26 protein-coding genes are annotated in these 25,032 nt (G+C 60.2%); 21 read left to right on the top strand and 5 right to left on the bottom strand.

Annotated features, from left to right (window positions below):
• Positions 1–226: 226 nt before the first annotated feature.
• The 4 genes from AC1RL4_RS21600 to AC1RL4_RS21585 all read left to right on the top strand — a co-directional run bounded on the left by AC1RL4_RS21600 (position 227) and on the right by AC1RL4_RS21585 (position 3,322).
• On the top strand, positions 227–865 hold the full coding sequence (locus AC1RL4_RS21600) for a TetR/AcrR family transcriptional regulator (protein ID WP_007942012.1): 639 nt from the start codon (positions 227–229) through the stop codon (positions 863–865).
• 146 nt (positions 866–1,011) lie between these two features.
• Positions 1,012–1,980 carry a GTP 3',8-cyclase MoaA gene (locus AC1RL4_RS21595; RefSeq protein WP_018926212.1) on the top strand — a complete coding sequence of 323 codons (969 nt, stop codon included), beginning with the start codon at positions 1,012–1,014 and terminating at the stop codon, positions 1,978–1,980.
• Between the two features lie 159 nt (positions 1,981–2,139).
• Positions 2,140–2,745 (top strand): DUF4823 domain-containing protein, encoded by a 606-nt coding sequence (locus AC1RL4_RS21590; RefSeq protein ID WP_019650440.1) that lies wholly within the window; start codon positions 2,140–2,142, stop codon positions 2,743–2,745.
• A 16-nt stretch (positions 2,746–2,761) separates the two neighbouring features.
• Positions 2,762–3,322: a DUF1285 domain-containing protein gene (locus tag AC1RL4_RS21585; protein ID WP_019582739.1), complete on the top strand. Its 561-nt coding sequence runs from the start codon at positions 2,762–2,764 to the stop codon at positions 3,320–3,322.
• 56 nt (positions 3,323–3,378) lie between these two features.
• Here the strand turns inward: AC1RL4_RS21585 and AC1RL4_RS21580 are convergent, their stop codons facing one another.
• Positions 3,379–4,251: an esterase/lipase family protein gene (locus AC1RL4_RS21580; protein ID WP_019582740.1), complete on the bottom strand. Its 873-nt coding sequence runs from the start codon at positions 4,249–4,251 to the stop codon at positions 3,379–3,381.
• 241 nt (positions 4,252–4,492) lie between these two features.
• Between AC1RL4_RS21580 and AC1RL4_RS21575 the strand changes: the two genes are divergently transcribed.
• The 10 genes from AC1RL4_RS21575 (at position 4,493) to AC1RL4_RS21530 (ending at position 15,405) form a co-directional block, all read left to right on the top strand.
• Positions 4,493–5,209: a FadR/GntR family transcriptional regulator gene (locus AC1RL4_RS21575; protein WP_018926208.1), complete on the top strand. Its 717-nt coding sequence runs from the start codon at positions 4,493–4,495 to the stop codon at positions 5,207–5,209.
• A gap of 41 nt (positions 5,210–5,250) precedes the next feature.
• Positions 5,251–6,126, top strand: coding sequence for an SMP-30/gluconolactonase/LRE family protein (locus AC1RL4_RS21570; protein WP_433785606.1), 876 nt, complete (start codon positions 5,251–5,253; stop codon positions 6,124–6,126).
• A gap of 273 nt (positions 6,127–6,399) precedes the next feature.
• Entirely contained in the window at positions 6,400–7,218 is an 819-nt protein-coding gene (locus AC1RL4_RS21565) for an SDR family oxidoreductase (protein WP_018926206.1), read from the top strand.
• 130 nt (positions 7,219–7,348) lie between these two features.
• A complete protein-coding gene (locus AC1RL4_RS21560) occupies positions 7,349–8,353 on the top strand; it encodes a substrate-binding domain-containing protein (protein WP_019582742.1) in 1,005 nt (334 codons plus the stop codon).
• Positions 8,354–8,418: 65 nt separating this feature from the next.
• A complete protein-coding gene (araG, locus tag AC1RL4_RS21555) occupies positions 8,419–9,963 on the top strand; it encodes an L-arabinose ABC transporter ATP-binding protein AraG (RefSeq protein WP_019582743.1) in 1,545 nt (514 codons plus the stop codon).
• A gap of 9 nt (positions 9,964–9,972) precedes the next feature.
• Positions 9,973–10,941 carry an L-arabinose ABC transporter permease AraH gene (gene araH / locus AC1RL4_RS21550; protein WP_018926203.1) on the top strand — a complete coding sequence of 323 codons (969 nt, stop codon included), beginning with the start codon at positions 9,973–9,975 and terminating at the stop codon, positions 10,939–10,941.
• A gap of 199 nt (positions 10,942–11,140) precedes the next feature.
• Complete coding sequence (locus tag AC1RL4_RS21545) at positions 11,141–11,854, top strand: GntR family transcriptional regulator (protein WP_096480889.1); 714 nt, start codon at positions 11,141–11,143, stop codon at positions 11,852–11,854.
• Positions 11,851–12,849 carry an ADP-ribosylglycohydrolase family protein gene (locus AC1RL4_RS21540; protein ID WP_019582745.1) on the top strand — a complete coding sequence of 333 codons (999 nt, stop codon included), beginning with the start codon at positions 11,851–11,853 and terminating at the stop codon, positions 12,847–12,849. Before AC1RL4_RS21545 ends, AC1RL4_RS21540 begins: the two co-directional genes overlap by 4 nt.
• A gap of 155 nt (positions 12,850–13,004) precedes the next feature.
• Positions 13,005–14,483, top strand: coding sequence for a purine-cytosine permease family protein (locus AC1RL4_RS21535; RefSeq protein WP_019582746.1), 1,479 nt, complete (start codon positions 13,005–13,007; stop codon positions 14,481–14,483).
• Positions 14,476–15,405: a PfkB family carbohydrate kinase gene (locus AC1RL4_RS21530; RefSeq protein ID WP_019582747.1), complete on the top strand. Its 930-nt coding sequence runs from the start codon at positions 14,476–14,478 to the stop codon at positions 15,403–15,405. Before AC1RL4_RS21535 ends, AC1RL4_RS21530 begins: the two co-directional genes overlap by 8 nt.
• A 42-nt stretch (positions 15,406–15,447) precedes the next feature.
• Here the strand turns inward: AC1RL4_RS21530 and AC1RL4_RS21525 are convergent, their stop codons facing one another.
• The 3 genes from AC1RL4_RS21525 to AC1RL4_RS21515 form a co-directional block, all read right to left on the bottom strand.
• On the bottom strand, positions 15,448–15,828 hold the full coding sequence (locus AC1RL4_RS21525; RefSeq protein WP_086944608.1) for a Rho termination factor N-terminal domain-containing protein: 381 nt from the start codon (positions 15,826–15,828) through the stop codon (positions 15,448–15,450).
• Positions 15,829–15,845: 17 nt separating this feature from the next.
• Positions 15,846–16,100, bottom strand: coding sequence for a hypothetical protein (locus tag AC1RL4_RS21520; protein ID WP_490135348.1), 255 nt, complete (start codon positions 16,098–16,100; stop codon positions 15,846–15,848).
• A 127-nt stretch (positions 16,101–16,227) separates the two neighbouring features.
• Positions 16,228–16,881, bottom strand: a complete 654-nt coding sequence (locus AC1RL4_RS21515; RefSeq protein WP_019582749.1) for an HD domain-containing protein — start codon at positions 16,879–16,881, stop codon at positions 16,228–16,230.
• A gap of 231 nt (positions 16,882–17,112) precedes the next feature.
• On the opposite strand from AC1RL4_RS21515, the gene AC1RL4_RS21510 reads away from it, so the two are divergent.
• The 6 genes from AC1RL4_RS21510 (at position 17,113) to AC1RL4_RS21485 (ending at position 22,900) form a co-directional block, all read left to right on the top strand.
• Positions 17,113–17,595: a GNAT family N-acetyltransferase gene (locus AC1RL4_RS21510; protein ID WP_019582750.1), complete on the top strand. Its 483-nt coding sequence runs from the start codon at positions 17,113–17,115 to the stop codon at positions 17,593–17,595.
• 218 nt (positions 17,596–17,813) lie between these two features.
• Entirely contained in the window at positions 17,814–18,806 is a 993-nt protein-coding gene (locus AC1RL4_RS21505; RefSeq protein ID WP_204124556.1) for a 2-dehydro-3-deoxygalactonokinase, read from the top strand.
• Positions 18,807–18,825: 19 nt separating this feature from the next.
• Positions 18,826–19,446 (top strand): 2-dehydro-3-deoxy-6-phosphogalactonate aldolase, encoded by a 621-nt coding sequence (locus tag AC1RL4_RS21500; protein ID WP_018926189.1) that lies wholly within the window; start codon positions 18,826–18,828, stop codon positions 19,444–19,446.
• Between the two features lie 47 nt (positions 19,447–19,493).
• Entirely contained in the window at positions 19,494–20,642 is a 1,149-nt protein-coding gene (gene dgoD / locus AC1RL4_RS21495; RefSeq protein WP_007903915.1) for a galactonate dehydratase, read from the top strand.
• 83 nt (positions 20,643–20,725) lie between these two features.
• Complete coding sequence (locus tag AC1RL4_RS21490; RefSeq protein ID WP_105343049.1) at positions 20,726–22,036, top strand: MFS transporter; 1,311 nt, start codon at positions 20,726–20,728, stop codon at positions 22,034–22,036.
• A gap of 60 nt (positions 22,037–22,096) precedes the next feature.
• The gene (locus tag AC1RL4_RS21485) at positions 22,097–22,900 is read left to right on the top strand and encodes an IclR family transcriptional regulator (RefSeq protein ID WP_018926186.1); all 804 of its coding nucleotides are present in this window, start codon (positions 22,097–22,099) and stop codon (positions 22,898–22,900) included.
• Here the strand turns inward: AC1RL4_RS21485 and AC1RL4_RS21480 are convergent.
• The gene (locus AC1RL4_RS21480) at positions 22,897–23,949 is read right to left on the bottom strand and encodes an NAD(P)-dependent alcohol dehydrogenase (protein WP_019582753.1); all 1,053 of its coding nucleotides are present in this window, start codon (positions 23,947–23,949) and stop codon (positions 22,897–22,899) included. The two genes, AC1RL4_RS21485 and AC1RL4_RS21480, sit on opposite strands and share 4 nt — an antisense overlap.
• A 190-nt stretch (positions 23,950–24,139) precedes the next feature.
• On the opposite strand from AC1RL4_RS21480, the gene AC1RL4_RS21475 reads away from it, so the two are divergent.
• Positions 24,140–25,030 (top strand): AraC family transcriptional regulator, encoded by an 891-nt coding sequence (locus AC1RL4_RS21475; RefSeq protein ID WP_064616620.1) that lies wholly within the window; start codon positions 24,140–24,142, stop codon positions 25,028–25,030.
• Positions 25,031–25,032: the final 2 nt, after the last annotated feature.

Genomic DNA, 25,032 nt, shown 5'->3' with positions numbered 1-25,032 from the left:
GCCTCGCCGACAGTTGAAGTATTGATCAGTATCGCGCCGAGTCCAGTTTGGTTGGTCGGGTTTTTAAACAAATTTGGAATACGTGCGCTTCGGTTGAGTTCTCATCAACCGGCGAGGTCGCGTGAATTCATCAAGAAACACATATATGGTCGGATGATCCGTGCATTTTTGCGCAAGTTAGGCATAATACGCGGCTTCGAATTTTGACCCCTACAGACCTTTTCTTATGCATAAAGAACCTCGTAAGGTCCGTGAGTTTCGTCGCCGCGAGCAAGAAATTCTCGATACCGCGCTCAAGCTGTTCCTCGAACAAGGTGAAGACAGTGTCACCGTCGAGATGATTGCTGATGCCGTAGGTATCGGCAAAGGCACGATCTACAAGCACTTCAAATCCAAGGCGGAGATCTACCTGCGCCTGATGCTCGACTACGAGCGTGATTTGAACGAGCTGTTGCATTCCGCCGATGTCGATAAGGACAAGGAAGCCCTGTCCCGGGCCTACTTCGAATTCCGCATGCGCGATCCGCAACGCTATCGGTTGTTCGATCGCCTGGAAGAAAAGGTGGTCAAGGGCAACCAGGTACCGGAGATGGTGGAGGAACTGCACAAGATCCGCGCCTCGAACTTCGAACGCCTGACCCTGCTGATCAAGGGCCGGATCAGCGAAGGCAAGCTCGAAGACGTGCCGCCTTACTTCCATTACTGCGCAGCCTGGGCGCTGGTGCATGGCGCCGTGGCGCTGTATCACTCGCCGTTCTGGAGCAATGTGCTGGAAGATCAGGAAGGTTTCTTCCAGTTCCTGATGGACATCGGCGTGCGCATGGGCAACAAACGCAAGCGCGATACCGACACTCCGAGCAGCTGAGCCATCCAGTTGTCTAATTGCGCCATGAGCCATGATTTAGCTACGTGGCGCAGTACCGCAGGAATATACTCAGGCATAGGGCTTGCTAAAACTTGATTTGTGAGTCAAGTTTTGCGCGTTCGAATCTTCTTTCGCCGGAGTGATCCATGATCGTTGACCGTCAAGGCAGGCGTTTTCGCAATTTGCGGATCAGTCTGACCTCCGCCTGCAACTACGCCTGTACCTACTGCGTGCCCAACGGCAAACGGCTGGTGGCTGCGCAGGATGAGTTGTCGGCCGAGGCGATGGCACGCGGCGTGGCCTATCTGATCGAAGCAGCCGGCATCGAGCGCCTGCGCATTACCGGTGGCGAGCCACTGGTCAGCCCCAAACTCGAAGCCTTCATGACCGCCGTCGGGCAGATGGGGCTGGCGGACATCAGTCTGACCACCAATGGCCAGCTGTTGGCGAAGAAGCTGCCGCTGCTGGTGGATGCCGGCATTCGGCGCATCAACGTTTCCCTCGATACCCTGGACGCCGGGGCTTTCCGCAGCATTGCCCGCGGCGGCGATCTGGCGACCGTGCTCGACGGCATGGCCCAGGCCGCGGCAGCCGGCATGAAGATCAAGGTCAATATGGTGCCGCTGCGTGGGCAAAACCTTGATCAGGTGATGCCACTGCTCGATTACTGCCTGGAACGCGGCTACGAGCTGCGCTTCATCGAGTTGATGCGCATGGGCCACCTGGCCAGCGATTCCAACGCCTTCCTGCAACAGTTCGTCAGCCTTCAGCAATTGCTGAGCCTGATCGGCGAACACTACGAATACCTGCAGGCCGACGCGCCGGTCGATGCCACGGCGGTGCGCTACGAGATTCCGGGGCAGGGCCACTTCGGCGTGATCGCCAACGAAAGCGTGCCGTTCTGCCGCACCTGCTCGCGGTTGCGCTTGTCGTCCACTGGCTGGCTGCATGGCTGCCTGTCGTCGAGTAATCGCCACTATGTCGGCGATCTGCTGGACAAACCTCGTCACCAGGCATTGCCGGCGTTGCAGCGACTGCTGGTGAAGGCTCTGGGGGACAAGCAGGAAGTGGCGTTCTCCGGTGGCGCGACCATCATGAAAATCATCGGCGGCTGATCGCGATCTGTAGCAGCTGCCTCGCTGGGGCTCGACAGCTGCTACAGCCGAACGCAGCCTTCGGCAGCTGCTACAAAGATGATCCTGGCATGAGCTGGCGCGGAAGCTGCATCCCTCGGCCATTCGCCGGTTTTCCGTCACCGGCTTCTGGAGGGAAGGATGCGTAGCCTGGTTTTGCTGCTGGCCGTTTTGGCGCTTGGTGGCTGCATGAATGTCAGCGATATGGCTGAAGGAACTCGCTACCACATGAGCGACGCGGGGCTGCTGGACCACAGCGACAGCCGTCGCGTGAATAACATCCGCATTCAGCCAGATTCGTTCATCTACATCGCCCAGGGCGCCTTCGCGCCGCCGGGCACTGCCTATCCGCGACCTAACGTGGTGGCCGAAGAAGCCTTCAACGGCTTTATCGAATATTTCCCAATGGTCCGCCGTGCCCGCGCGCCGGAAGGCCTCGACGCCGCCATGGGCGAAGCCCGTGCCGCCGGTGCCCACTACCTGCTCTATACACGTTTTGCCAAGGCCGACGACCGCATCGGCAACACGGACGAATTGATCGATCAGGAACGCTCGGATCGCCTCGGGATCGACAGTGGCGTCATACAGATCATGTTGATCGAGACCAGCACCCAGTATTTGATCGATACTGCACGTATCAAGAGTCGTGGCGGTTTACTGACGTTCCACGATAACAAACCAGAAGATCTGCTGGGCCCGCCGCTGGAGCAATACGCTCGTAGCCTGCTGGGGATCAGCGACCAGTAATTCAAAGGAGAACGCCATGAGTGGCCCGCAAAAAGCCAATGACCTGCTGGGACAAATCCCCAAAACCAAAGGCTTGCCACCGGTCCACTTGTGGAACCCCGACTTCTGTGGCGACATCGATATGCGCATCGCCCGCGACGGCACCTGGTATTACCTGGGCACGCCGATCGGGCGCAAGCCGATGGTCAAGCTGTTCTCCACCATCATTCGCCGCGACGGCGATGATTACTTTCTGATTACTCCAGTCGAGAAGGTCGGCATCAAGGTCGACGACGCACCGTTCGTGGCGATTGCCGTGGAAGTCGAAGGCGAGGGTGAGGCTCAGGTCTTGCGCTTTACCACCAACGTCGATGAAACCACCGACGCCGGTGTCGAGCACCCCATGCGCGTGGTGATCGACCCGGTGACTCAGGAACCCGCCCCGTACGTGCATGTGCGCAGCAACCTTGAAGCGCTGATTCACCGCAATGTGTTCTACCAATTGGTAGAGCTGGCCGTGAGCCGTGAGATTGACGGGCAGAGCTGGCTCGGTGTCTGGAGCGGTGGTGAGTTTTTCCCGATCGGACTTGAGCCGTAAGCGCTGAACCCGAGAAACGAAACGGCCCGTTATTGCAACGGGCCTTTTTTATGGGCTTACAAACCCTTGCTCTTGAGCCGGGCGGCATGTTCTAGGTAGAGCATCACCGGGCTCACGTTCCAACTGTTGATCCCGGCCATCTGGTTGACTGCATCAAAGTGGTCCATGGGGTAATCCGAGCGGATCACTTTGCCCAAATGAGAGCTGTAGCGGCCGACCAGCCCATCATTGGCGTGCTTCTCTTTATAAAATAACTGCGACAGCACTTTACAGTTCAAATGGGTCGGGTCGAGGAGTTGCAGGCTTTGAAAGTTCTGCACGATCCCGCTCCAGGAGTAGTAATACACGCCGTTCTCAACTTCGTTGCCTTCCCCGCCCCAAACCTTTGGCAACCCTTGCGGGTACTTGCGATTGAAGGCGGCCAGGCCTGCGCTGGTCAGCGATTCGAACGCCGCTTGAGGGTCGATGGGGTTTTCCGGATGGCCACTGATCAACGAAATGAAGGTGCCGACTGCGCCTAACAGGGCTAATACCAAGGCTTCGGGTAATTCTCCGGGTGTCAGTGCCTTGTGCAGTTGGTCGGCAATCTCGGAGCCGTGGTTAGGGCAACTGACCGAGGTGACCGACGCAACCTTTTCCGGGTACAGGGCTGCGACGTAGCGTGCCGCCAGCGGACCTTGGCTATGGCCGATCAGATTGACCTTGGCGGCGCCCGTTTCCCGCAAGATGCGGTCGACGTGTTCGAGCAGTTTTTCACCACGCTCCTCATTGCCGTTGACGGTTGGAATATTCACGGCAAACACCTGGGCACCGGCACGTTCCAGGGCTTCCTCGATTTCGAAGAAGTACGGATAACCGGCGATTCTGTCGAAGCCGAAAAGACCGTGAACCAACACAATGGGGTATTTCGTAGACGCATCCATGTCCATGTTCATACCTGCGATAGCGGATTTTAGTGAGGTTGTCTGATCTGTTGCGGGCTAACCGTAGTTTACAAAGTGGGTGGGTTCAAAGCGCCGGGGGGAGTAATCGGACGAACAGTCATGCCTGTGTTGGCAAGGACTCCAGAAAAATCCAATTGACACCCAATCATATGATGATTAGCGTGGGCATCCATCGCGAACGGCTTTTGTGTCGTTTCATTTTTTTTCACCGGGCGGTGAGGTACCCATGTCCAGCAGTTTTCACGCGTCGACGGTTGATTGGCTGGGGTGCTGGATTGCCGCTGGCCAGGTGAAGCCCGGTCAGACCATCAAGGTTGAAGCCGACCTGGGCGAGCAGCTTGGGGTCAGCCGTACGGTCATCCGCGAAGCGATCAAAACCCTGGTGGCCAAAGGCATGCTCGAAGTCGGGCCGAAGGTCGGCACGCGGGTGTTGCCGGTACGGCGCTGGAACCTCTTCGATCCACAAGTCGTCGGCTGGCTGTCGCGCAGCGGTTTGCCGGAAAACTTCGTCGACGACTTGCTTGACCTGCGCCGCACCATCGAACCGATGGCGGTGCGTTGGGCCTGCGAGCGCGCAACAGTGGAACAAGTGCAAGCGGTGCTTCAGGCCTACAACGCGCTGGAACGAGCCGTAGACAGCGGCATCGATTACAACCGCGCCGACCAGTTCTTCCACGAGTGCATCCTCGCCGCCAGCCACAATCAATTCATCGAACAAATGGTCCCGGCCCTCGGCGCGCTGCTGGCGGTGTCGTTCGAAGTGTCTGCCGCCGACCCGGACGAACTGCGCCGAACCTTGCCGATTCACAAAGACATGGCCGACGCCATCGCCGCCCGGGATGCCGCGCGGGGTGTGTGGGCCTGCATGACCCTGATCGATAACGCCGACCTGGCGATCAAACGGTTTTACCCCCAAGTCATGGCCGACAAGAAGGCAAGCTGACCAGGCTCGCTCCCACATAAAAGCAATAAAAAGGAGGTTTCATGACGTGGACTGCGGTTACCGAACACCGTGCGCGACTCGGTGAAGGTCCGTTCTGGGATGCACCGACCCAGGCGCTGTACTGGGTTGATATCGCCGGCAAACAGGCGCTGCGACTGATCGGCGCCAATGTGGAAATCTGGCAGATGCCGGAACACGTGTCCGCATTCATCCCCTGCGAAAGTGGCGATGCCCTGGTGACATTGAGCAGTGGGGTTTATCGGCTGGACCTGAACTCTCCCGGCCTGGAACCTCGGCTGACCTTGCTCTGCGTGGCCGATCCGCAACCCGGCAATCGCGCCAACGAAGCCCGCTGCGATGCCTTGGGCCGGCTCTGGCTGGGCACCATGCAAAACAACATCGGCGAGCAGGGCGAAGACTTGCCGATCGTGCGCCGCTCCGGTGGCCTGTTTCGCATCGACCGCGATGCTCGGGTCACGCCGCTGCTTCGAGGGCTCGGCATCCCCAACACATTGCTATGGAGCGACGACGGCACGACCCTGTATTTCGCCGACAGCCTCGACGGCACGTTGTACCAACATTTCATCCATACCGACGGCAACCTCGACACCGCCTACGTCTGGTTTGGCCCCCACGAACGGGGTGGCCCCGACGGCTCGGCGATGGATGCCGAGGGCTATATCTGGAACGCCCGCTGGGACGGCAGTTGCTTGCTCAGGTTGAGCCCGGACGGTCATGTCGATCGGGTGATCGAACTGCCTGTCAGTCGCCCCACCAGTTGCGTGTTTGGTGGCGAAGACTTCAGAACCTTGTACATCACCAGTGCGGCGAGCCCGCTCAACCATCCATTGGATGGTGCGGTGTTGTCGGTTCGAGTCGATGTACCCGGAAAACCTTGTCAGAGATTTGCTGGTTAAATCCCAAAATATGGGATGTAAAATTATATATTGAGATTTGTTGGTGGCCGGGTTTATAGTCGGCCCCATCAGTTACACGCACTCACACTTAAAAAAACAAAACAGGTGAAGTGATGCAGCGATATTCCACCGTCCTCCCTTGGGTCGACAGTGCTTCAGGCCGCCCCGGCGCCCGGGCGTTTGCACGCCTGCCTGCCTATTCCAAAAAGCCTTTTGACCGGACATCGACAGATGTCCGGTTTTCGTCGTGCCCTCGAACAGGAGTGTTGATCCATGGCTGAACCCCTTTCCTTGCCACCGGTGCCCGAACCGCCGAAGGGTGAGCGCCTGAAAAACAAGGTCGTGCTGTTGACCGGCGCCGCTCAGGGGATCGGCGAAGCGATTGTCGCGACCTTTGCGTCCCAGCAAGCCAAGCTGGTCATCAGCGATATCCAGGCCGAGAAAGTCGAAAAAGTCGCGGCGCATTGGCGTGAACAAGGCGCGGATGTGGTGGCGATCAAGGCCGACGTATCGCGCCAGCAAGACCTGCACGCCATGGCCAAGTTGGCCATTGAGCTTCACGGTCGCATCGATGTGCTGGTCAACTGCGCTGGGGTCAACGTGTTCCGCGACCCGCTGCAAATGACCGAGGACGACTGGCATCGCTGCTTCGCCATCGACCTGGACGGCGCTTGGTATGGCTGCAAAGCCGTGCTGCCGCAGATGATCGAGCAGGGCATCGGCAGCATCATCAACATCGCCTCGACCCATTCCACTCACATCATTCCCGGCTGCTTCCCGTACCCGGTGGCCAAGCATGGTTTGCTCGGGCTGACCCGCGCCTTGGGCATCGAATACGCACCCAAGGGCATTCGCGTCAACGCCATCGCGCCGGGCTATATCGAAACCCAACTGAACGTCGACTACTGGAACGGCTTTGCCGACCCTCATGCCGAACGTCAACGGGCCTTCGACTTGCATCCACCGCGCCGCATCGGTCAGCCAATCGAAGTGGCGATGACCGCCGTGTTCCTGGCCAGCGATGAGGCGCCATTCATCAACGCTTCGTGCATCACCATCGATGGTGGTCGTTCGGTCATGTACCACGACTGAATAATTTGGGTTTCAGGCGCAAAACTACACCTGAAATCCAATCATCATACGATATGACTATTGTCTGCATGTTTCGACCGCTGTATTGGCTTTCAAATAACGCTCAAAAAAAATAACAAGGAGTCAGCTTATGAAACGTCGTCGTGGGATCCGTTCCCTGTGCTGTGCCGCTTTGGCGGTCACCGCGGTCAGCCTGAGCAGTACGTTGCTGGCGGCCGAGGAAGTGAAGATCGGTTTTCTGGTCAAGCAAGCCGAAGAGCCCTGGTTCCAGACCGAATGGGCCTTCGCTGAAAAGGCCGGCAAGGACAAGGGCTTCACCGTCATCAAGATCGCCGTGCCTGATGGCGAGAAAACCCTCTCGGCCATCGACAGCCTGGCGGCGAACGGCGCCAAGGGCTTCGTGATCTGCCCGCCGGACGTCTCCCTGGGCCCTGCGATCATGGCCAAGGCCAAGCTCAATGGTTTGAAAGTGATCGCTGTCGATGACCGTTTCGTCGATGCCGGCGGCAAGTTCATGGAAGACGTGCCGTACCTCGGCATGGCAGCTTTCGAAGTTGGCCAGAAGCAGGGCGCCGCCATGGCCGCCGAAGCGAAAAAACGCGGCTGGGACTGGAAACAAACCTATGCGGTGATCAACACCTTCAACGAACTCGATACCGGTAAGAAACGCACCGACGGTTCGGTTAAAGCCCTGGAAGACGCCGGGATGCCGAAAGACCACATTCTGTTCTCGGCCCTGAAAACCCTCGACGTACCTGGCAGCATGGACGCCACCAACTCGGCGTTGGTGAAGCTCCCGAGCGGGGCGAAAAACCTGATCATCGGCGGGATGAACGACAACACCGTGCTGGGCGGCGTGCGCGCCACCGAAAGCGCCGGTTTTGCCGCCGCCAACGTAATCGGTATCGGCATCAACGGCACCGATGCCATCGGCGAACTGAAGAAAGCCAACAGCGGCTTCTTCGGCTCGATGCTGCCGAGCCCGCACATCGAGGGCTACAACACCGCCAGCATGATGCACGAGTGGGTCACCACCGGCAAAGAACCGCCGAAATACACCGCCATGGACGACGTGACGCTGATCACGCGCGACAACTTCAAGCAGGAACTGGAAAAGATCGGCCTGTGGAATTGAGGGTCGGTTGATTTCATTGGTGGCCCCGGCGACGGGGCCGCCTGATCGGTGTGATGAGGTGGGTTATGCACGCACACGTACAAACAGATGAACAGCGCATTGGCGGCAGCCTGCGCTTCAACGGGATCGGCAAAACCTTTCCCGGGGTGAAGGCGCTGGACGGCATCAGTTTCGTCGCGCATCCGGGGCAGGTCCATGCCTTGATGGGCGAGAACGGCGCCGGTAAATCCACGCTGCTGAAGATCCTCGGCGGTGCTTACACGCCGAGCAGCGGCGACCTGCGGATCGGCGAGCAGACGAGGGTCTTCAAATCCACTGCCGACAGCATTGGCAGCGGGGTCGCGGTGATCCATCAGGAGCTGCACCTGGTACCGGAAATGACCGTAGCCGAAAACCTGTTTCTTGGGCATCTGCCGGCAAGTTTCGGCCTGATCAATCGCAGCGTTTTGCGGCAACAGGCACTGGCCTGCCTCAAAGGCCTGGCCGATGAAATCGATCCGCAAGAGAAAGTCGGGCGCTTGTCCCTCGGTCAGCGGCAACTGGTGGAAATCGCCAAGGCGCTGTCCCGTGGCGCGCATGTGATTGCGTTCGACGAACCCACCAGCAGCCTGTCGGCGCGGGAGATCGATCGCTTGATGGCGATCATCGGTCGTCTGCGCGACGAAGGCAAAGTGGTGCTCTACGTCTCCCATCGCATGGAAGAGGTCTTCCGCATCTGCAACGCGGTAACGGTGTTCAAGGACGGTCGCTTCGTGCGCACCTTCGAGGACATGAGCGCGCTGACCCATGACCAGTTGGTGACGTGCATGGTCGGCCGCGACATTCAGGACATCTACGATTACCGCAGCCGACCGCGTGGCGCGGTGGCGCTCAAGGTTGACGGTTTACTGGGGCCGGGTTTGCGTGAACCGGTGAGTTTCGAGGTGCACAAGGGCGAGATTCTGGGTCTGTTCGGCTTGGTTGGCGCGGGCCGCACCGAGCTGTTTCGCATGCTCAGCGGACTTACCCGCAACACGGCCGGACGCCTGGAGTTGCGTGGACATGAACTGAAACTGCGTTCACCGCGCGATGCCATTGCGGCGGGGATTCTGCTGTGCCCCGAGGACCGCAAGAAAGAGGGCATCCTGCCACTGGCCAGTGTCGCCGAGAACATCAACATCAGTGCTCGTGGCGCTCATTCCACCTTCGGTTGCCTGTTGCGCGGGCTGTGGGAAAAGGGCAACGCCGACAAGCAGATCAAGGCGCTGAAGGTGAAGACACCCAACGCGGCGCAGAAAATCATGTACCTGTCCGGCGGCAATCAGCAGAAGGCGATTCTCGGTCGCTGGCTGTCGATGCCGATGAAAATCCTGCTGCTCGATGAGCCTACACGCGGCATCGACATCGGCGCCAAAGCCGAGATTTACCAGATCATCCACAACCTGGCCGCCAGCGGTATTGCGGTGATTGTGGTGTCCAGCGACCTGATGGAAGTCATGGGTATTTCCGACCGCATCCTGGTGCTCTGCGAAGGCACGATGCGCGGCGAACTGACCCGCGAACACGCCAATGAATCCAACCTGCTGCAACTGGCTTTGCCACGCCAACGCGCTGCCGACGTGGCGAACTGAGAGGTGACTATGACCATCCAAAACAACGCTCTGCCAACCCCGCGCAAACCGCTGGACCTGCGACGCTTTCTCGATGACTGGGTAATGCTGCTGGCGGCCGTCGGGATCTTCGTGCTCTGCACCTTGCTGATCGACAACTTCCTGTCGCCGCTGAACATGCGCGGTCTGGGCCTGGCGATTTCCACCACCGGGATTGCCGCCTGCACCATGTTGTATTGCCTGGCGTCGGGGCACTTCGACTTGTCGGTGGGCTCGGTGATTGCCTGCGCCGGCGTGGTCGCGGCGGTGGTGATGCGCGACACCAACAGCGTGTTCCTCGGCGTCAGTGCGGCGCTGGTGATGGGGCTGATTGTAGGGCTGATCAACGGGATCGTGATCGCCAAGCTGCGGGTCAATGCATTGATTACCACACTGGCGACGATGCAGATCGTTCGTGGCCTGGCTTACATTTTTGCCAACGGCAAAGCGGTGGGCGTGTCCCAGGAGTCGTTCTTCGTCTTCGGTAACGGCCAGTTGTTCGGCGTGCCGGTGCCGATTCTGATCACCATCGTTTGCTTCCTGTTTTTCGGCTGGCTGTTGAATTACACCACCTACGGGCGCAACACCATGGCCATCGGTGGCAACCAGGAAGCGGCGTTGCTGGCTGGGGTAAACGTTGACCGAACCAAGATCATCATCTTCGCCGTGCACGGGGTGATTGGTGCATTGGCCGGGGTGATTCTGGCGTCGCGCATGACCTCGGGTCAGCCGATGATTGGCCAGGGTTTCGAGCTGACAGTGATCTCGGCTTGCGTGCTGGGCGGGGTGTCGCTGAGTGGTGGGATCGGGATGATTCGGCATGTGATCGCCGGGGTGCTGATTCTGGCGATCATCGAGAATGCGATGAACCTGAAGAACATCGATACCTTCTATCAGTACGTGATTCGCGGTTCGATCCTGTTGCTGGCGGTTGTGATCGACCGACTGAAACAACGCTGATTTTCCCCGGGGGAGCGGGATGTCCGGCACATGGATACTGGATGTGCCGACGCCTTCGCGGGCAAGCCTCGCTCCTACAGTACCGTGCAGATCCCCCTGTAGGGGCGAGGCTTACCCGCGAAAGCGGTCTGTCTGTCACACAATCCAGCCACAAAATATCCCTTGCTCGCCCTAATCCCTTTCGGTTATCACTTTGTACATGGTTAGACAGGTACGATTTGACAAGAAACAACGGGTTATCGATGAGCTTGTCCGGCGCATCGAAAGCGGCCTCATGGAGGACGGCTTGCTATTGCCGGGTGAACATCAGTTGGCTCAAGAATTCAAGGTCAGCCGCGGCACGCTGCGTGAAGCCCTGGCCGAACTGAAACGGCGTCACTACATCGCCACGCAAAGCGGAGTCGGTTCCATCGTTACTTACGACGGCGTAGTGCTTGATCAGAGCAGCGGCTGGGCCCAGGCACTGGCGGACAGCGGGGCGTTGATCAATACCGAAGTGCTGCGGCTGGAGGCGGTGACTCGGCCTGACCTGCTGTCGCGGTTCGGCACCGATCAATTCATTACCCTCGACCGTCGCCGGCGCGCCACCGACGGCACGCTGGTGTCTCTGGAACGCGCGTTGATGCCCGCGACCGGAGGCCTGGAAGGCCTGCCGCGAGTGGGACTGATTGATAACTCCCTGACCATCACGTTGGCTGCCTACGGCTATGTCGGCGAGCACGGCGATCAGTGGATCGGTGCTGAACCCTTGAACGCCGAAGACGCCGAACTTCTCGGGCGCCCGGTCGGCACGGTATTTCTCAAGGCCCTGCGCACCACCTACGACCGTCAGAACCGTTTTATGGAGCAGGTCGAAAGCCTGCTCGATCCGGTGCACTTTCGCCTGCATTTGCAGTTTGGAGCTCCAAAATGACCGCGCTCAACCGTGCCCTCGGCGCGTTCTATGGACTGGCCCTGGGCGATGCGCTGGGCATGCCGACCCAATCCCTGAGCCGCGCCGAAATCAAGGCGCGCTTCGTTGAAATTACCGATCTGCAAGACGCCGGCCCCGATCAACCGATTGCCGCGAACTTGCCCAAAGGTTCGATCACCGACGATACCGAGCAGGCGATTCTGGTCGCTCGGTTGTTGATCGAGGGCGAGGGCCGGATCGAACCGGCGGTACTGGCCCAACGATTGATCGAATGGGAAGCCGGGATGCAGGCCAAGGGCTCGCAAGACTTGCTCGGCCCTTCGACCAAACGCGCGATCGAAATGATCCTTGCCGGCCACTCGCTGGAAGAGGCCGGGCGCTACGGCACCACCAATGGCGCGGCGATGCGCATCACCCCGGTGGGGATTGCGGCCGATGTCGCCGATCCTGAGCGTTTCATCCGCGCCGTGGTGCAAGCCTGTCAGGTGACCCACAACACCACGCTGGGGATTGCCAGTGCGGCGGCGGTGGCGGCAGTGGTTTCCGCCGGGATCAACGGCATGGACCTGGGTGAGGCGTTGAACCTCGGCCAACAATTCGCGCAGCAGGCCGAAAGTCATGGTCACTGGGTCGCCGGCGGGCGCATCGCCTCGCGCATCAGTTGGGCGCGGAGCATCGGCATCGACAGCGACAAGGCGTTGCTGGCGGATTTGCTGTACGACGTGATCGGCACTTCGGTGGCCTCACAGGAATCGGTGGTGGTGTCGTTTGCGCTGGCCCAGCAAGTGGCCATCGGCGAGATGACGGCCTTCGAAGCGCTGTGCATGGCCGCGAGCCTGGGCGGCGACACCGACACCATCGCGGCGATGCTCGGCGCCATGCTCGGGGCCTGTCTGGGGCTTGAGAGTTGGCCGGTGGCGATGATCGAGCAGGTTAAAGCGGTTAACTCGTTGGAGTTGGAACCGTTGGTAAAAGGTCTGTTGGCTTTACGTTGACTGAGCTGGCCCCATCGCGGGCTGCCCGCGATGAATACGCCGCATACTTGAATTTTTCACCCGCAATGGAATGCACAAACACGGGCAGGACGGTCGGCTGTTGTTTTGTCCTCCGAGATTGCCCACAACCACAATAATGGCAAGGAGCATTTTTCATGAGTTCATCGAGCGCCGGGCAAAGTTCCGGGCAAAGCGCCGGACAACTGGAAACCCGTGGTATAGAACCGGTACCGGAGGGGGAGTGCAACGGTCATCCGCTGCAACTGTTCTGGGTCTGGTTTGCGGCCAACATTTCCATTCTCGGCTTGCCGTTGGGTGCCACGCTGGTGGCCTTTCGCGGCCTGGCGATCTGGCAAGCGATCATCGTCGCGATCCTTGGTGCCGCCGGTTCTTTCGCGGTGGTCGGGATCATCTCCATTGCCGGTCGTCGTGGTCGCGCACCGAGCCTGACGCTGTCGCGAGCGATCTTCGGCGTACGCGGCAATATCGGCCCGACGCTGGTCTCGCTGATGTCGCGTCTGGGCTGGGAAACCGTTAACACCACCACCGCCGCCTTCGTCTTGCTGTCGCTGTGCTCGATAGTGTTCGGCTCGCCGGTGGAAGCCAAAAGCGCACCGCTGCTGACCCTGGTGTTCATCGCGATTTTCGTGCTGCTGACGTTGTCGGTGTCCGGTCTCGGCCACGCCACATTGCTGGTGATCCAGAGATGGGCAACCTATGTGTTCGGTGCGCTGAACATCCTGGTCGGCGGTTTCCTCTGCGCGACCATCGATTGGAGCGCCGTATTCAATGCCACGCCAGCACCGCTGAGCGCGATGATCATCGGCATCGGCACTATGGCCGCCGGCACCGGGATCGGCTGGGCCAACGCCGGCGCAGACATGTCGCGCTATCAGCACCGCAGCGTCAAAGCCGTGCGCCTGGTGGCGTCGGCGGCGTTCGGTGCGGGGATTCCGCTGGTGCTGCTGATCACCCTCGGTGGTCTGCTGTCGGTGGGTAACAACGATCTGGCCTCGGCCACTGACCCGATTGTCGCGATCCGCGACATGCTGCCGACCTGGATGGCGGTGCCGTACCTGATCACCGCGTTCGGCGGGCTACTGCTGTCGAATAACCTGTCGGTGTACTCCGCCGGTTTGACCACCTTGACCCTCGGCCTGAAGGTCAAGCGCGTGTATGCGGTGGTGGTCGATATCATTGCGATCTTCGCCGGCTCGATCTACTTCATGCTGATCGCCGAAAGTTTTTACGGTCCGTTCATCACCTTCATTTCCTTGCTGGCGGTGCCGATCACGGCGTGGGTCGGGATCTTCGTGGTCGACCTGATCCATCGTCATTACTACAGCCCCAAGGACCTGCTGGACGTCAGCCCGAGCAGCGCCTACTGGTATCGCGGTGGCGTCGAGTGGCGTGCATTCGGTGCGTGGGCGGTGGCGATTGTGTTGGGTTTCAGCTTCACCACCATTGGCACCACTGAACAAGATGTCTGGTTCCGGGGCTTCCTGTCCGACTCCTGGCTGGGCCACAACGGTCTGGGCTGGATCGTGACGTTCGTGGTAGCTGGCGGGATTTACTGGGCGCTCGGCGGTGCGAAGGACCGTCGTACCGCGTTGCTCGAGCCTGCGCATGTCTAGGCTGCTGCACACCGGCCAGGTCATCATCGACCTGGTCATGGCCGTGGATAAACTGCCTCATTCGGGCGGTGACGTGTTGGCGCAATCCGCCCGTTTCGAGGCGGGCGGCGGTTTCAATGTGATGGCCGCGGCCCGACGGAACGGCTTGCCGGTGGTTTACCTCGGGCGCCATGGCAACGGCCGTTTTGGTGACCTGGCCCGGGAGGCGATGACGGCAGAAGGCATTCGGATCGGCATCGCTCACCGTGCTGAGCGCGACACCGGGTTGTGTGTCGCACTGACTGAAGCCTCGGCCGAACGCACGTTCATTTCCTACATCGGTGCCGAAGGCGAATTGACCGCCGAAGACCTGGCGAGTGTGTCGGCCGAGGCGGGCGACTTTGTCTATGTCAGCGGCTACAGCCTGCTGCATGCCAGCAAGGCTCAGGTGCTGGTGGATTGGGTGCTGGAGCTGCCGGACGGGATCAAAGTGGTATTCGATCCGGGACCGTTGGTGGATTCGCCGGACACACCGCTGATGAAGGCCTTGCTGCCGCGCATCGATCTGTGGACCAGCAACCGTGTCGAGGCGCTGCGGTTTGCCGGGGCGTCGGACATTGCCGAGGCGTTGAATATTTTGGCGGATCAGTTGCCGACGGACGCCCTGATGGTGGTTCGCGATGGGCCGCAGGGTTGCTGGATCAGCCAGCATGGCGACCGTCGGCAGGTGCCGGGATTCAAGGTCTCGGCCGTCGACAGCAACGGTGCGGGGGATGCCCATGCCGGGGTGTTTGTGGCCGGGTTGGCGCAGGGCTTGCCGGCGGTTGAAGCAGCACGGCGGGCGAATGCGGCAGCGGCGTTGGCGGTCACTCGTTGGGGGCCGGCGACTTCGCCGGGGGCGGCGGAGGTGGATGCGTTGATCCGCGAAACTTTCAGCGCCTGATCAGCCGCCATCGGCCCTCAAATTCACCCTCAATCCTGACGTTCAACCCGCCTTGCGCAACGCCTCGATCAACTCTTGCTTGCGCATGCTCGAGCGCCCCGGAATCTTCTTCGCCCGGGCTTCCTTCATCAGGCTGTCCACCGTCTGGGTATCGCGTGAAGCCTTGCTGTTGCGCGGTTTGCCCTCTCTGGTGGCGACTGCACGGCGGGCTGATTCCTTGCGATCGGCAGACTTGGCAGCGGCCGGCTTCTTGCGTCCCGAGCCACCGGCGCGCTCACCGCCACCCGACTGCTTGTTCACCGTCGCCCAGGCGCGGGCCTCGGCTTCATCTTTCGACACGCCTTTGCGTTCGTAGCTTTCTTCGATGTGTTCGGCCTTGCGTTTCTGCTCGGCGGTGTATTTGTCTTTGCTTCCACGAGGCATGGGATTTCTCCTACGCGTCAGGTATCCAGTTTGCGCGCCGCCTCAACCCCAGCGGCGCTGAGTTTGATCGGCAGGTTCAGCGAGTGTTCGCCGGCTTCGTTGCAGATCACATGACCGTGCTGGATCAGCCCACGCTCCTGCAGCGTCGCAAGGGTGCTGGCCACGACTTTCTCCCCCCGGTAATTGTCCAGAACCTCCTTACCCAAGCCGCTTGGATGGGCATGCAGCAGGCGGGTCAGGACTTCTTTTTCCAGGTTTTTATCGACGTTCATGGTGACCTCTTGGTTGGGATGGACGAGTGTTGCTCCTCGCTCGCATTGGCGAGCCCTTACTCGATATTGGTCCGTCCACGATCTGGATTGGTGCCTGATGAACGACGAGCGGTGTGGCCCTGGCTCCTCAGCCGACGCCGATTTCTTCCTTGAACAGCTCCATGAATCCCTTCAAACGTTGATGGCGAACCTGTGCCAGACGCTGGCCGGTGGTCGTTTGGAAGCCGTCCGCCAGGTGCAGCAGCTTGGTCTGGAAATGATCGAGGCAAAAGCGTTTGTCGTCGTAGTCCCGCTCGTTTGCCTCCGGGTCCACAGGATCGTACAGCGCGCTGCCCATGCGCCCGGCTATGTAGAAGGTACGCGCCACGCCGAGCATGCCAAGCGAGTCGAGGCGGTCGGCGTCCTGGATGATTCGGGCTTCGAGGGTCGTGGGTGTGATGTTGGCGCTGAAGCTATGGGCCTCAATGGCATGGACGACCGCGGTGATTTTTGCGTCAGGCCAATCCATGGCTGTCAGCACTGTCGACGCTTTCTGCGCCGCCAGCCGCGACGCCTGGGAACGCAGCGGCGAGTTCTTCTCCACCGCCACGCAATCGTGCAACAGCACGGCGGCCAGCAGCACTTCAAGATCACCGCTTTCTTCAGCATGAAGCGTGCGCACGTTGTGCCATACCCGTTGCAAGTGCGACAGATCGTGAGCACCGTCCTCGCCAGGTTCCAGCGCATGGGGCAGCAGTTCAGAAGCCAGATTCTGCAGAGGTGCGAAAGCAGCGGTGCTCATAAATGTCCTAAGTATGAAAACGCTTTTGTGGCGAGGGAGCTTGCTCCCGTTGGGCTGCGCAGCAGCCCCGACCCCAGACGGCACGGTATTTCAATTAGACCCGCGTCGCCAGTTTTTGCGACTGCTTTGCAGCCGAGCGGGAGCAAGCTCCCTCGCCACATTGCTTTCAAATGTGACGAGCGCCGCGCGCGGACTTAGTATGGCGTTTTCAACTTTTGACAAGGCACGTCCATGACGATCGAAATCCGCCCGGCAACCCCCAGCGATGCTCCGCAAATCCTCGCGTTCATCACTGAACTGGCCGACTTCGAACGTGCCCGCCACGAAGTCATCGCCAGCGTCGCCGACATCGAGCGCAGCCTGTTCAGCGAAGGCGCCACCGCCCATGGCCTGATCTGCCTGCGCGATGGCCTGCCGATCGGCTTCGCAGTGTTCTTCTTCAGCTATTCCACCTGGCTGGGCAGCAATTGCCTGTACCTCGAAGACCTCTACATCACCCCTGAACAACGCGGCGGTGGTGCCGGTAAAACCCTGCTGCGCCACCTGGCAAAAATCGCCTGCGCCAATGACTGCGGCCGTTTCGAATGGAGCGTGCTGGACTGGAACAAGCCGGCGATCGAATTTTACAAATCCCTTGGCGCACAGCCACAGGAAGAGTGGGTGCGGTATCGGATGGATGGGGCGGTGTTAAGGGATTTTGCCGCCGGTCATTGATCCTCTAAAAGATCGCAGCCTTCGGCAGCTCCTGCACGGGATTGTGTTTCGACCGCGATATTGCGGGCGTACATCGAATCTGTAGGAACTGCCGAAGGCTGCGATCTTTTTTTTGTCGAATCTCAATATGTGGGATTGATATTTATATATTGAGATTGTCCCTCGTCCAGGTTTATAGTCCAGCTCACTCACTGCCAAAAAACAAAACAGGTGAAGCGATGCTGGCGCAATTGATCGCGCTCGATTGGGGGACAACCTCATTACGTGCTTACAAACTCGGCTTCGGTGGCCAGGTGCTGGAACAGCGTGCGCTGTCGTCCGGGATCATGCAGTTGCCCAAGACGCCGCGAACCATCGCCGGTCAGGCGTGCGCCGACGGTTTTGAACTGGCCTTCGACGAGGCTTGCGGTGACTGGCTCGACGCGCAGCCCGATGTACCGGTGATTGCCTGTGGCATGGTCGGCAGCGCTCAGGGCTGGCGCGAAGCGGCCTACTGCGACACGCCGGCGAACGTCGCCAATCTCGGAACCTCCCTACAAACCGTTCGCAGTCTTCGCGGTATCGATGTGCACATCGTGCCGGGTGTGATTCAGCGTTCGCACTTGCCCAACGTCATGCGTGGCGAGGAAACCCAGGTCCTCGGCGTATTGCAGAATCTGCCGGGCGAGGCGGGTAGCGATCTGTTGATCGGCCTGCCGGGCAGTCATTCGAAATGGGTGCAAGTGGCCGACGGCTGCATCGTGCATTTCGATACCTTCATGACCGGCGAAGTCTTCGCCGTGCTCAGCGAACACAGCATTCTGGGGCGCACTCAGCAGCGCGGCGGGGCTTTTGATGGCGATGCTTTTGACCGTGGCGTGCAAGTGGCGCTGTCGGCGGACGGCGAGATCGGGCCGCTGTCGACGTTGTTCAGTACCCGCAGCCTGGGGCTGACCGGCGAGCTGAGCGCCACCGCTCAGCCGGACTATCTGTCCGGCCTGCTGATCGGCCATGAACTGTCGGCCCTGGCCAATGTTCAGCGGCGTCGACGCAATAGCGTGCACCTGCCCTCGATCATCCTTATCGGCAATGCCCAACTCTGCACTCGCTACAGCCGGGCGCTCGACGCCTGCGGTTTTACCCGGGTGACCCTGGCCGAGCAGGCCACCGAACGCGGCTTGTGGCAGTTGGCGGTCGCCGCCGGACTGGTCACTGCAAACCCATCCCGTTAAACCTGACTGGAGGTCTGACATGCTCAAGCAAGCATTGGCACAAAACGGTCTGATCGCGATCTTGCGTGGCCTGCGTCCGCAAGAGGCGGCAGCCGTCGGCGAAGTCCTGTATTCAGCCGGATTTCGCGTCATCGAAGTGCCGCTTAATTCCCCCGAGCCGTACGAAAGTATCCGCATCCTGCGCAGCACATTACCCGCCGACTGCCTGATCGGCGCGGGCACGGTGTTGACGCCGGAACAGGTCGAGCAGGTGAAAGCGGCGGGCGGCCAGGTGATCGTCATGCCCCACAGCGATGCCAAAGTGTTGCGCGCGGCGAAGGCAGCAGGGCTGTTCTTGTCGCCGGGCGTGGCAACGCCGACCGAAGCCTTTGCAGCCCTGGCCGAAGGGGCGGATGTGCTGAAGATGTTCCCGGCCGAGCAGATGGGCCCAGCCGTAGTGAAAGCCTGGCTGGCGGTGTTGCCGGCGGGGACGGTGCTGGTGCCGGTGGGCGGGATTACGCCAGACAACATGCAGGTGTTTGTCGAGGCCGGCGTCAAAGGTTTCGGTCTCGGTTCCGGGTTGTTCAAACCGGGCATGACGGCTGACGAAGTAGCGGTGCGCGCCAAGGCATATGTCGCTGCATGGAACGCTCTGCGTTAAGACTTTCTGGCGCTGTGAGCGCTGCATCTACAAGAGAGACAATAGAGATGAAAATCACCAAACTCACCACCTTCATCGTTCCGCCGCGCTGGTGCTTCCTCAAGGTCGAGACCGACGAGGGCGTGACCGGTTGGGGCGAGCCCGTGGTCGAAGGCCGCGCGCACACCGTTGCCGCTGCGGTTGAGGAATTGTCCGACTACCTGATCGGCAAAGACCCACGCAACATCGAAGACATCTGGACCGTGCTCTACCGTGGCGGCTTCTATCGAGGCGGGGCGATCCACATGAGCGCGCTGGCCGGTATCGACCAGGCGCTGTGGGACATCAAGGGCAAGGCGCTGGGAGTGTCGGTCAGCGATCTGTTGGGCGGTCAGGTGCGGGACAAGATCCGGGTTTATTCGTGGATCGGTGGTGATCGCCCGGCGGACACTGCTCGCGCCGCGAAAGAAGCGGTCAGCCGTGGTTTCACCGCAGTGAAAATGAACGGCACCGAAGAGCTGCAATTCCTCGATTCCTTCGAGAAAGTCGACCTGGCGCTGGCCAACGTTGCCGCCGTGCGCGATGCGGTCGGCCCGAATGTCGGCATCGGCGTGGACTTCCATGGTCGGGTACACAAGCCGATGGCCAAGGTGCTGATGAAGGAACTCGACCCGTACAAACTGATGTTCATTGAAGAACCAGTGCTCAGTGAAAACTACGAAGCGCTGAAGGAGCTGGCGCCGCTGACCAGCACACCGATTGCTCTTGGTGAGCGGTTGTTCTCGCGTTGGGATTTCAAGCGTGTGCTTAGCGAAGGCTACGTCGACATCATCCAGCCTGATGCGTCCCACGCGGGCGGCATCACCGAAACCCGCAAGATCGCCAACATGGCCGAAGCCTACGACGTGGCGCTGGCGCTGCATTGCCCATTGGGGCCGATTGCCCTGGCGGCGTGCCTGCAACTGGACGCGGTTTGCTACAACGCGTTCATTCAGGAACAGAGCCTGGGCATCCATTACAACGAGAGCAACGACCTGCTCGATTATGTGAAAGATCCGCGGGTGTTCGACTACGACAAAGGCTTCGTGAAGATCCCCAATGGGCCGGGCCTGGGCATCGAGATCAACGAGGAATACGTGATCGAACGCGCCGCCGTCGGCCACCGCTGGCGCAATCCGATCTGGCGCCATGCCGATGGCAGTTTTGCCGAGTGGTGATACTCGCGCGGTGATCGTTCCCACGCAGAGCGTAGGAACGATCAAACACCATGACCTCAATAAACATAAGAAGAGGCACCCCCATGCAACCGCAAACCCTCACCGGGCAGGCGTCGTTGGTGACGCCCAGTCGCAAGCGATTTTTCATCATGGTCCTGTTGTTCATCACGGTGGTGATCAACTATCTGGATCGCAGCAACCTGTCCATTGCCGCCCCGGCGTTGACCAGCGACCTGGGCATCGATCCGATTCATGTCGGGCTGATTTTTTCCGCATTCGGCTGGACCTACGCCGCCATGCAGATCCCCGGCGGCTGGCTGGTGGACCGAGTGCCGCCGCGCATTCTCTATAGCGTTGCATTGCTGCTGTGGTCGCTGGCCACGGTGATGCTCGGTTTCGCCGCCAGTTTCATTGCGCTGTTCGTGCTGCGCATGGCCGTCGGCGCCCTGGAAGCGCCGGCGTATCCAATCAACAGCCGCGTGGTCACTACCTGGTTTCCCGAGCGCGAACGCGCCACCGCCATCGGTTTCTATACCTCCGGGCAGTTCGTTGGACTGGCATTTCTGACACCGGTGCTTGCCTGGCTGCAACACCAATATGGCTGGCACATGGTGTTTGTCAGCACCGGTGTGGTGGGCATCCTTTGGGCGGTGATTTGGTACGCGGTGTATCGCGAACCACGGGATTTCAAGGGCGCCAACGACGCGGAAATCGAGCTGATCCGCGAGGGCGGCGGGTTGGTGGATATCCAGGCCGAGACTGCCAAGGCCAAGGCGAAATTCAGCTGGATCGACCTCGGGATTGTCCTGAGCAAACGCAAGTTGTGGGGCATCTACCTCGGCCAGTTCTGCCTCAATTCAACCTTGTGGTTCTTTCTGACGTGGTTCCCGACCTACCTGGTGAAGTATCGCGGCATGGACTTCATCAAGTCTGGCTTGCTGGCGTCGCTGCCGTTTCTCGCAGCGTTTGTCGGCGTGCTGTGTTCGGGGTTCTTCTCGGACTTTTTGATCCGTCGTGGCTACACCGTAGGTTTTGCCCGCAAATTGCCGATCATTGGCGGATTGCTGATTTCCACCTCGATCATCGGCGCCAACTTCGTCGAGTCGACACCGTTGGTGATTGCCTTCCTCGCGTTGGCCTTCTTCGGTAATGGCCTGGCCTCGATCACCTGGTCGCTGGTGTCAACCCTGGCTCCAGCGCGGTTGCTCGGGCTGACTGGTGGGGTGTTCAATTTCATCGGCAACCTGGCGGCGATCACCACGCCGATCGTCATCGGTTTCCTTGCCTCCGGTGATTCGTTTGCTCCGGCGATCACCTATATCTCGGTTCTGGCGTTGCTGGGCGCGCTGTCCTACGTGTTGCTGGTGGGCAAGGTCGAGCGTATCAAGTTGTAGTCGCAGCCGTCGGGCGACCATAATGCCGCCCGTTCCCTCGCTCAACGGTAAAGGCTGGATATGCAGGAAGACGCCCCAAAAATCGCCAAGGACGCCGCGCCGACCGGCACCCAGACACTGCTTCGTGGCCTGGGTGTGGTGCAGGCGGTGGCCAGTGGCGCCCGCGATCTCAAGGAAATTGCCCGGCTGATCGGCACCACGCGCAGCACCACCCATCGTCTGGCCAGTTGCCTGGTGGACGAGCGTTATCTGCGGGTAGTGCCGCAGGTGGGCTATCTGCTGGGGCCGAAACTGATCGAGCTGGGTTTTCAGGCGCGCGAAGAGCTGCCGTTGGTGACGCTGGCCGGGCCGTATCTGGATGAGTTGTCGGCGTTGACCGGCGACACCATTCACCTGGCGATTCGTGAAGGCGACGAGGTGCTGTACCTGCTCAAGAATCCGGGGCGCAATGGCCCGGAAATGCGTTCGCGGGTCGGCCATCGCATGCCGTTGGCGCGTACCGGGATTGGTAAGGCGCTGATGCTTGATGACTCGCAGGAAGAATGGCAACGGCTGTATGAAATCAGCTTGCCGGTGGGTGGGAAAAATCAGTTCTGGCCGCAGCACCCGGAGCAATCCTGGGAGCAGTTTCAGCAGCGCATGATCGAGTACGTGGCCGGCGGCTATGCCTTCGACCTGGAGGATAACGAACCGTCGATTCGCTGCGTGGCGGCACCGATCCGCGATGCCAGCAAGCGCATTGTCGCCGGCATCAGCATCGCCAGCACCGTGCCGTACATGCCACTGGAAAAAATGGCCGAGCTGATTCCCCTGATCAAAGGGGTCACAGCCCGGCTGTCGGCGGAATTGGGCCTGAAGGTTTAGAGTTTCAGCGTCGCCATGTCGATCACGAAGCGGTATTTCACGTCACCGGCGATCATGCGGGTGTAAGCCTCGTTGATCTGGCGGATGTCGAGCATTTCGATGTCGCAGGAGATGCCGTGCTCGGCACAGAAATCCAGCACTTCCTGGGTTTCGGCGATGCCACCGATCAGTGAGCCGGCCAGCATGCGACGACCCAATACCAGTTTGGCAGCATGCACCGGCGGATCGATCGGCTCGATCAAGCCCACCAGAATGTGCACGCCGTCGAAACGCAGGGTATCGAGGTAGGGGTTGAGGTCGTGCTGCACCGGAATGGTGTCCAGCAGGAAGTCGAATTGTCCGGCGGCGGCCTTCATCTGTTCGGCATCGGTGGACACGATCACGTGGTCCGCGCCTTGGCGACGACCTTCTTCAGCCTTGCTCGCCGAGCGGGTGAACAAGGTCACCTCAGCGCCCATCGCCTTGGCGAACTTGATCCCCATGTGACCGAGACCGCCCATGCCAAGAATCCCGACCTTGTCACCGGCCTTCACGCCGTAGTGCTTGAGCGGCGAGTAGGTGGTGATGCCGGCACATAGAATCGGCGCGGCGCTGGCCAGGTCGAGCTTCTCCGGGATGCGCACGACAAAGTGCTCGCTGACCACGATGCTGTCGGAGTAACCGCCCATCGTGTTGCTGCCATCGACCCGGTCCGGGGTGGCGTACGTCATGGTCGGGCCTTCGAGGCAGTATTGCTCCAGATCGGCCTGGCAGGCTTCGCAATGGCGGCACGAGTCGACCATGCAACCGACGCCGACCAGATCGCCGACTTTGTGTTTAGTAACGTTCGCGCCGACGGCGGTCACTTTGCCGACGATCTCATGGCCGGGCATCAGCGGGTAAACCGCAATGCCCCACTCGTTGCGCGCCTGGTGGATGTCGGAATGGCAGACGCCGCAGTAGAGAATCTCGATTGCGACGTCGTCGGCCCGTGGACTGCGGCGTTCGAATTTCATCGGGGCGAGGGGAGTGGTGGGCGACTGAGCGGCGTATCCGATGGCGGTGTACATGGTGAACCTCGCAAAGCAGTGACAGGTGAGGCGAGCCATTCTGGGCACCGCACGGGTGGCCGGCCATGGCGATTCCTCCGGGTGTCATGCCTAATCCTCCGGTATGCGCCGTTGATTGGCCGCATTGGCGTTCAGACCTGCGATGATGTTTTCATCCCTTTTTTCGCGACTTTTTTGTGAAGAGCTCTCCATGTTGTTGACCCGTCATCTCGATGCCAATGCCACGCTGGTTTCGCTGATCCAGCCGCTGACCACCCGCGATGGTTTCACGCCTACCACGTTGCCGGGCGTGCAGATTTTGCGGGCCAGTTGTGATTTGGCCCGTGGCCCGCAAATCTACGAGCCAAGCCTGGTCATCATCGCCCAGGGCAGCAAGTTGGCGTATCTGGGGTCGCGTACTCTGGAATACGGTGCCGGGCATTATTTGATTCAGGCGCTGCCGGTGCCGTTCGAGTGCGAGACGTTTTCCGCGCCCGATGGCCCGATGCTGGGCATTTCCATCGCCATTGACCGGGTGTTGCTCGGTGAGTTGGTGCTGGCAATGGGGCTGGCGTCGGGGCGCTATATCGCGGCGCAGACGCCAGAGTCCATGACTTCGGCGGTGCTCGATGATGCGATGCGTGGTTGTGTTGAACGGCTGTTGCGCTGTCTGCACGACCCGCTGGAGAGCCAGGTTATGGGACAGGCGCGATTGCGTGAGTTGTTGTTCGTCGCCTTGCGTGGGCCGCAAGCTGATGTATTGCGGGCGCTGGTGGAGCAACAGGGGCAGTTCGCCCGGATCGCGGCCTCTCTGAGTCATCTGCATGCGCATTACACCGAGCCGCTGAACGTCGAAGCCCTGGCCAGTTGCGCCAACATGAGCGCATCGACGTTTCACGAGCATTTCAAACGCTGCACCTTGTTGTCGCCAGTGCAGTATCTGAAGCGTTTGCGCTTGCTCAAGGCCCAGCGCTTGCTGCAGGGCGAAGGATTGGGCGTGGCCCAGGTGGCGCATCGGGTGGGGTATCAGAGTACGTCGCAGTTCAGCCGTGAGTACAAGCGCTACTTCGAGCGTAATCCGGGGGATGAGCGCGCTGCCTGATC

The sequence above is a fragment of the Pseudomonas sp. GW822-FHT07A10 genome (assembly GCF_058798795.1).
This window is presented reverse-complemented; position numbering and strand designations above follow the sequence as displayed.

Bases quoted from the DNA above. Each gene is read 5' to 3' on its own strand.
- AC1RL4_RS21585 (WP_019582739.1), top strand. From the start codon at position 2,762: ATGAGTGGCCCGCAAAAAGCCAATGACCTGCTGGGACAAATCCCCAAA.
- araG (WP_019582743.1), top strand. From the start codon at position 8,419: ATGCACGCACACGTACAAACAGATGAACAGCGCATTGGCGGCAGCCTG.
- AC1RL4_RS21500 (WP_018926189.1), top strand. From the start codon at position 18,826: ATGCTCAAGCAAGCATTGGCACAAAACGGTCTGATCGCGATCTTGCGT.
- AC1RL4_RS21490 (WP_105343049.1), top strand. From the start codon at position 20,726: ATGCAACCGCAAACCCTCACCGGGCAGGCGTCGTTGGTGACGCCCAGT.
- AC1RL4_RS21565 (WP_018926206.1), top strand. From the start codon at position 6,400: ATGGCTGAACCCCTTTCCTTGCCACCGGTGCCCGAACCGCCGAAGGGT.
- AC1RL4_RS21590 (WP_019650440.1), top strand. From the start codon at position 2,140: ATGCGTAGCCTGGTTTTGCTGCTGGCCGTTTTGGCGCTTGGTGGCTGC.
- AC1RL4_RS21560 (WP_019582742.1), top strand. From the start codon at position 7,349: ATGAAACGTCGTCGTGGGATCCGTTCCCTGTGCTGTGCCGCTTTGGCG.
- AC1RL4_RS21505 (WP_204124556.1), top strand. From the start codon at position 17,814: ATGCTGGCGCAATTGATCGCGCTCGATTGGGGGACAACCTCATTACGT.
- AC1RL4_RS21595 (WP_018926212.1), top strand. From the start codon at position 1,012: ATGATCGTTGACCGTCAAGGCAGGCGTTTTCGCAATTTGCGGATCAGT.
- AC1RL4_RS21570 (WP_433785606.1), top strand. From the start codon at position 5,251: ATGACGTGGACTGCGGTTACCGAACACCGTGCGCGACTCGGTGAAGGT.
- AC1RL4_RS21535 (WP_019582746.1), top strand. From the start codon at position 13,005: ATGAGTTCATCGAGCGCCGGGCAAAGTTCCGGGCAAAGCGCCGGACAA.
- AC1RL4_RS21480 (WP_019582753.1), bottom strand. From the start codon at position 23,949: ATGTACACCGCCATCGGATACGCCGCTCAGTCGCCCACCACTCCCCTC.
- AC1RL4_RS21475 (WP_064616620.1), top strand. From the start codon at position 24,140: ATGTTGTTGACCCGTCATCTCGATGCCAATGCCACGCTGGTTTCGCTG.
- AC1RL4_RS21530 (WP_019582747.1), top strand. From the start codon at position 14,476: ATGTCTAGGCTGCTGCACACCGGCCAGGTCATCATCGACCTGGTCATG.
- AC1RL4_RS21510 (WP_019582750.1), top strand. From the start codon at position 17,113: ATGACGATCGAAATCCGCCCGGCAACCCCCAGCGATGCTCCGCAAATC.
- dgoD (WP_007903915.1), top strand. From the start codon at position 19,494: ATGAAAATCACCAAACTCACCACCTTCATCGTTCCGCCGCGCTGGTGC.
- AC1RL4_RS21600 (WP_007942012.1), top strand. From the start codon at position 227: ATGCATAAAGAACCTCGTAAGGTCCGTGAGTTTCGTCGCCGCGAGCAA.
- AC1RL4_RS21525 (WP_086944608.1), bottom strand. From the start codon at position 15,828: ATGCCTCGTGGAAGCAAAGACAAATACACCGCCGAGCAGAAACGCAAG.
- AC1RL4_RS21515 (WP_019582749.1), bottom strand. From the start codon at position 16,881: ATGAGCACCGCTGCTTTCGCACCTCTGCAGAATCTGGCTTCTGAACTG.
- AC1RL4_RS21485 (WP_018926186.1), top strand. From the start codon at position 22,097: ATGCAGGAAGACGCCCCAAAAATCGCCAAGGACGCCGCGCCGACCGGC.
- AC1RL4_RS21540 (WP_019582745.1), top strand. From the start codon at position 11,851: ATGACCGCGCTCAACCGTGCCCTCGGCGCGTTCTATGGACTGGCCCTG.
- araH (WP_018926203.1), top strand. From the start codon at position 9,973: ATGACCATCCAAAACAACGCTCTGCCAACCCCGCGCAAACCGCTGGAC.
- AC1RL4_RS21545 (WP_096480889.1), top strand. From the start codon at position 11,141: ATGGTTAGACAGGTACGATTTGACAAGAAACAACGGGTTATCGATGAG.
- AC1RL4_RS21575 (WP_018926208.1), top strand. From the start codon at position 4,493: ATGTCCAGCAGTTTTCACGCGTCGACGGTTGATTGGCTGGGGTGCTGG.
- AC1RL4_RS21580 (WP_019582740.1), bottom strand. From the start codon at position 4,251: ATGGACATGGATGCGTCTACGAAATACCCCATTGTGTTGGTTCACGGT.
- AC1RL4_RS21520 (WP_490135348.1), bottom strand. From the start codon at position 16,100: ATGAACGTCGATAAAAACCTGGAAAAAGAAGTCCTGACCCGCCTGCTG.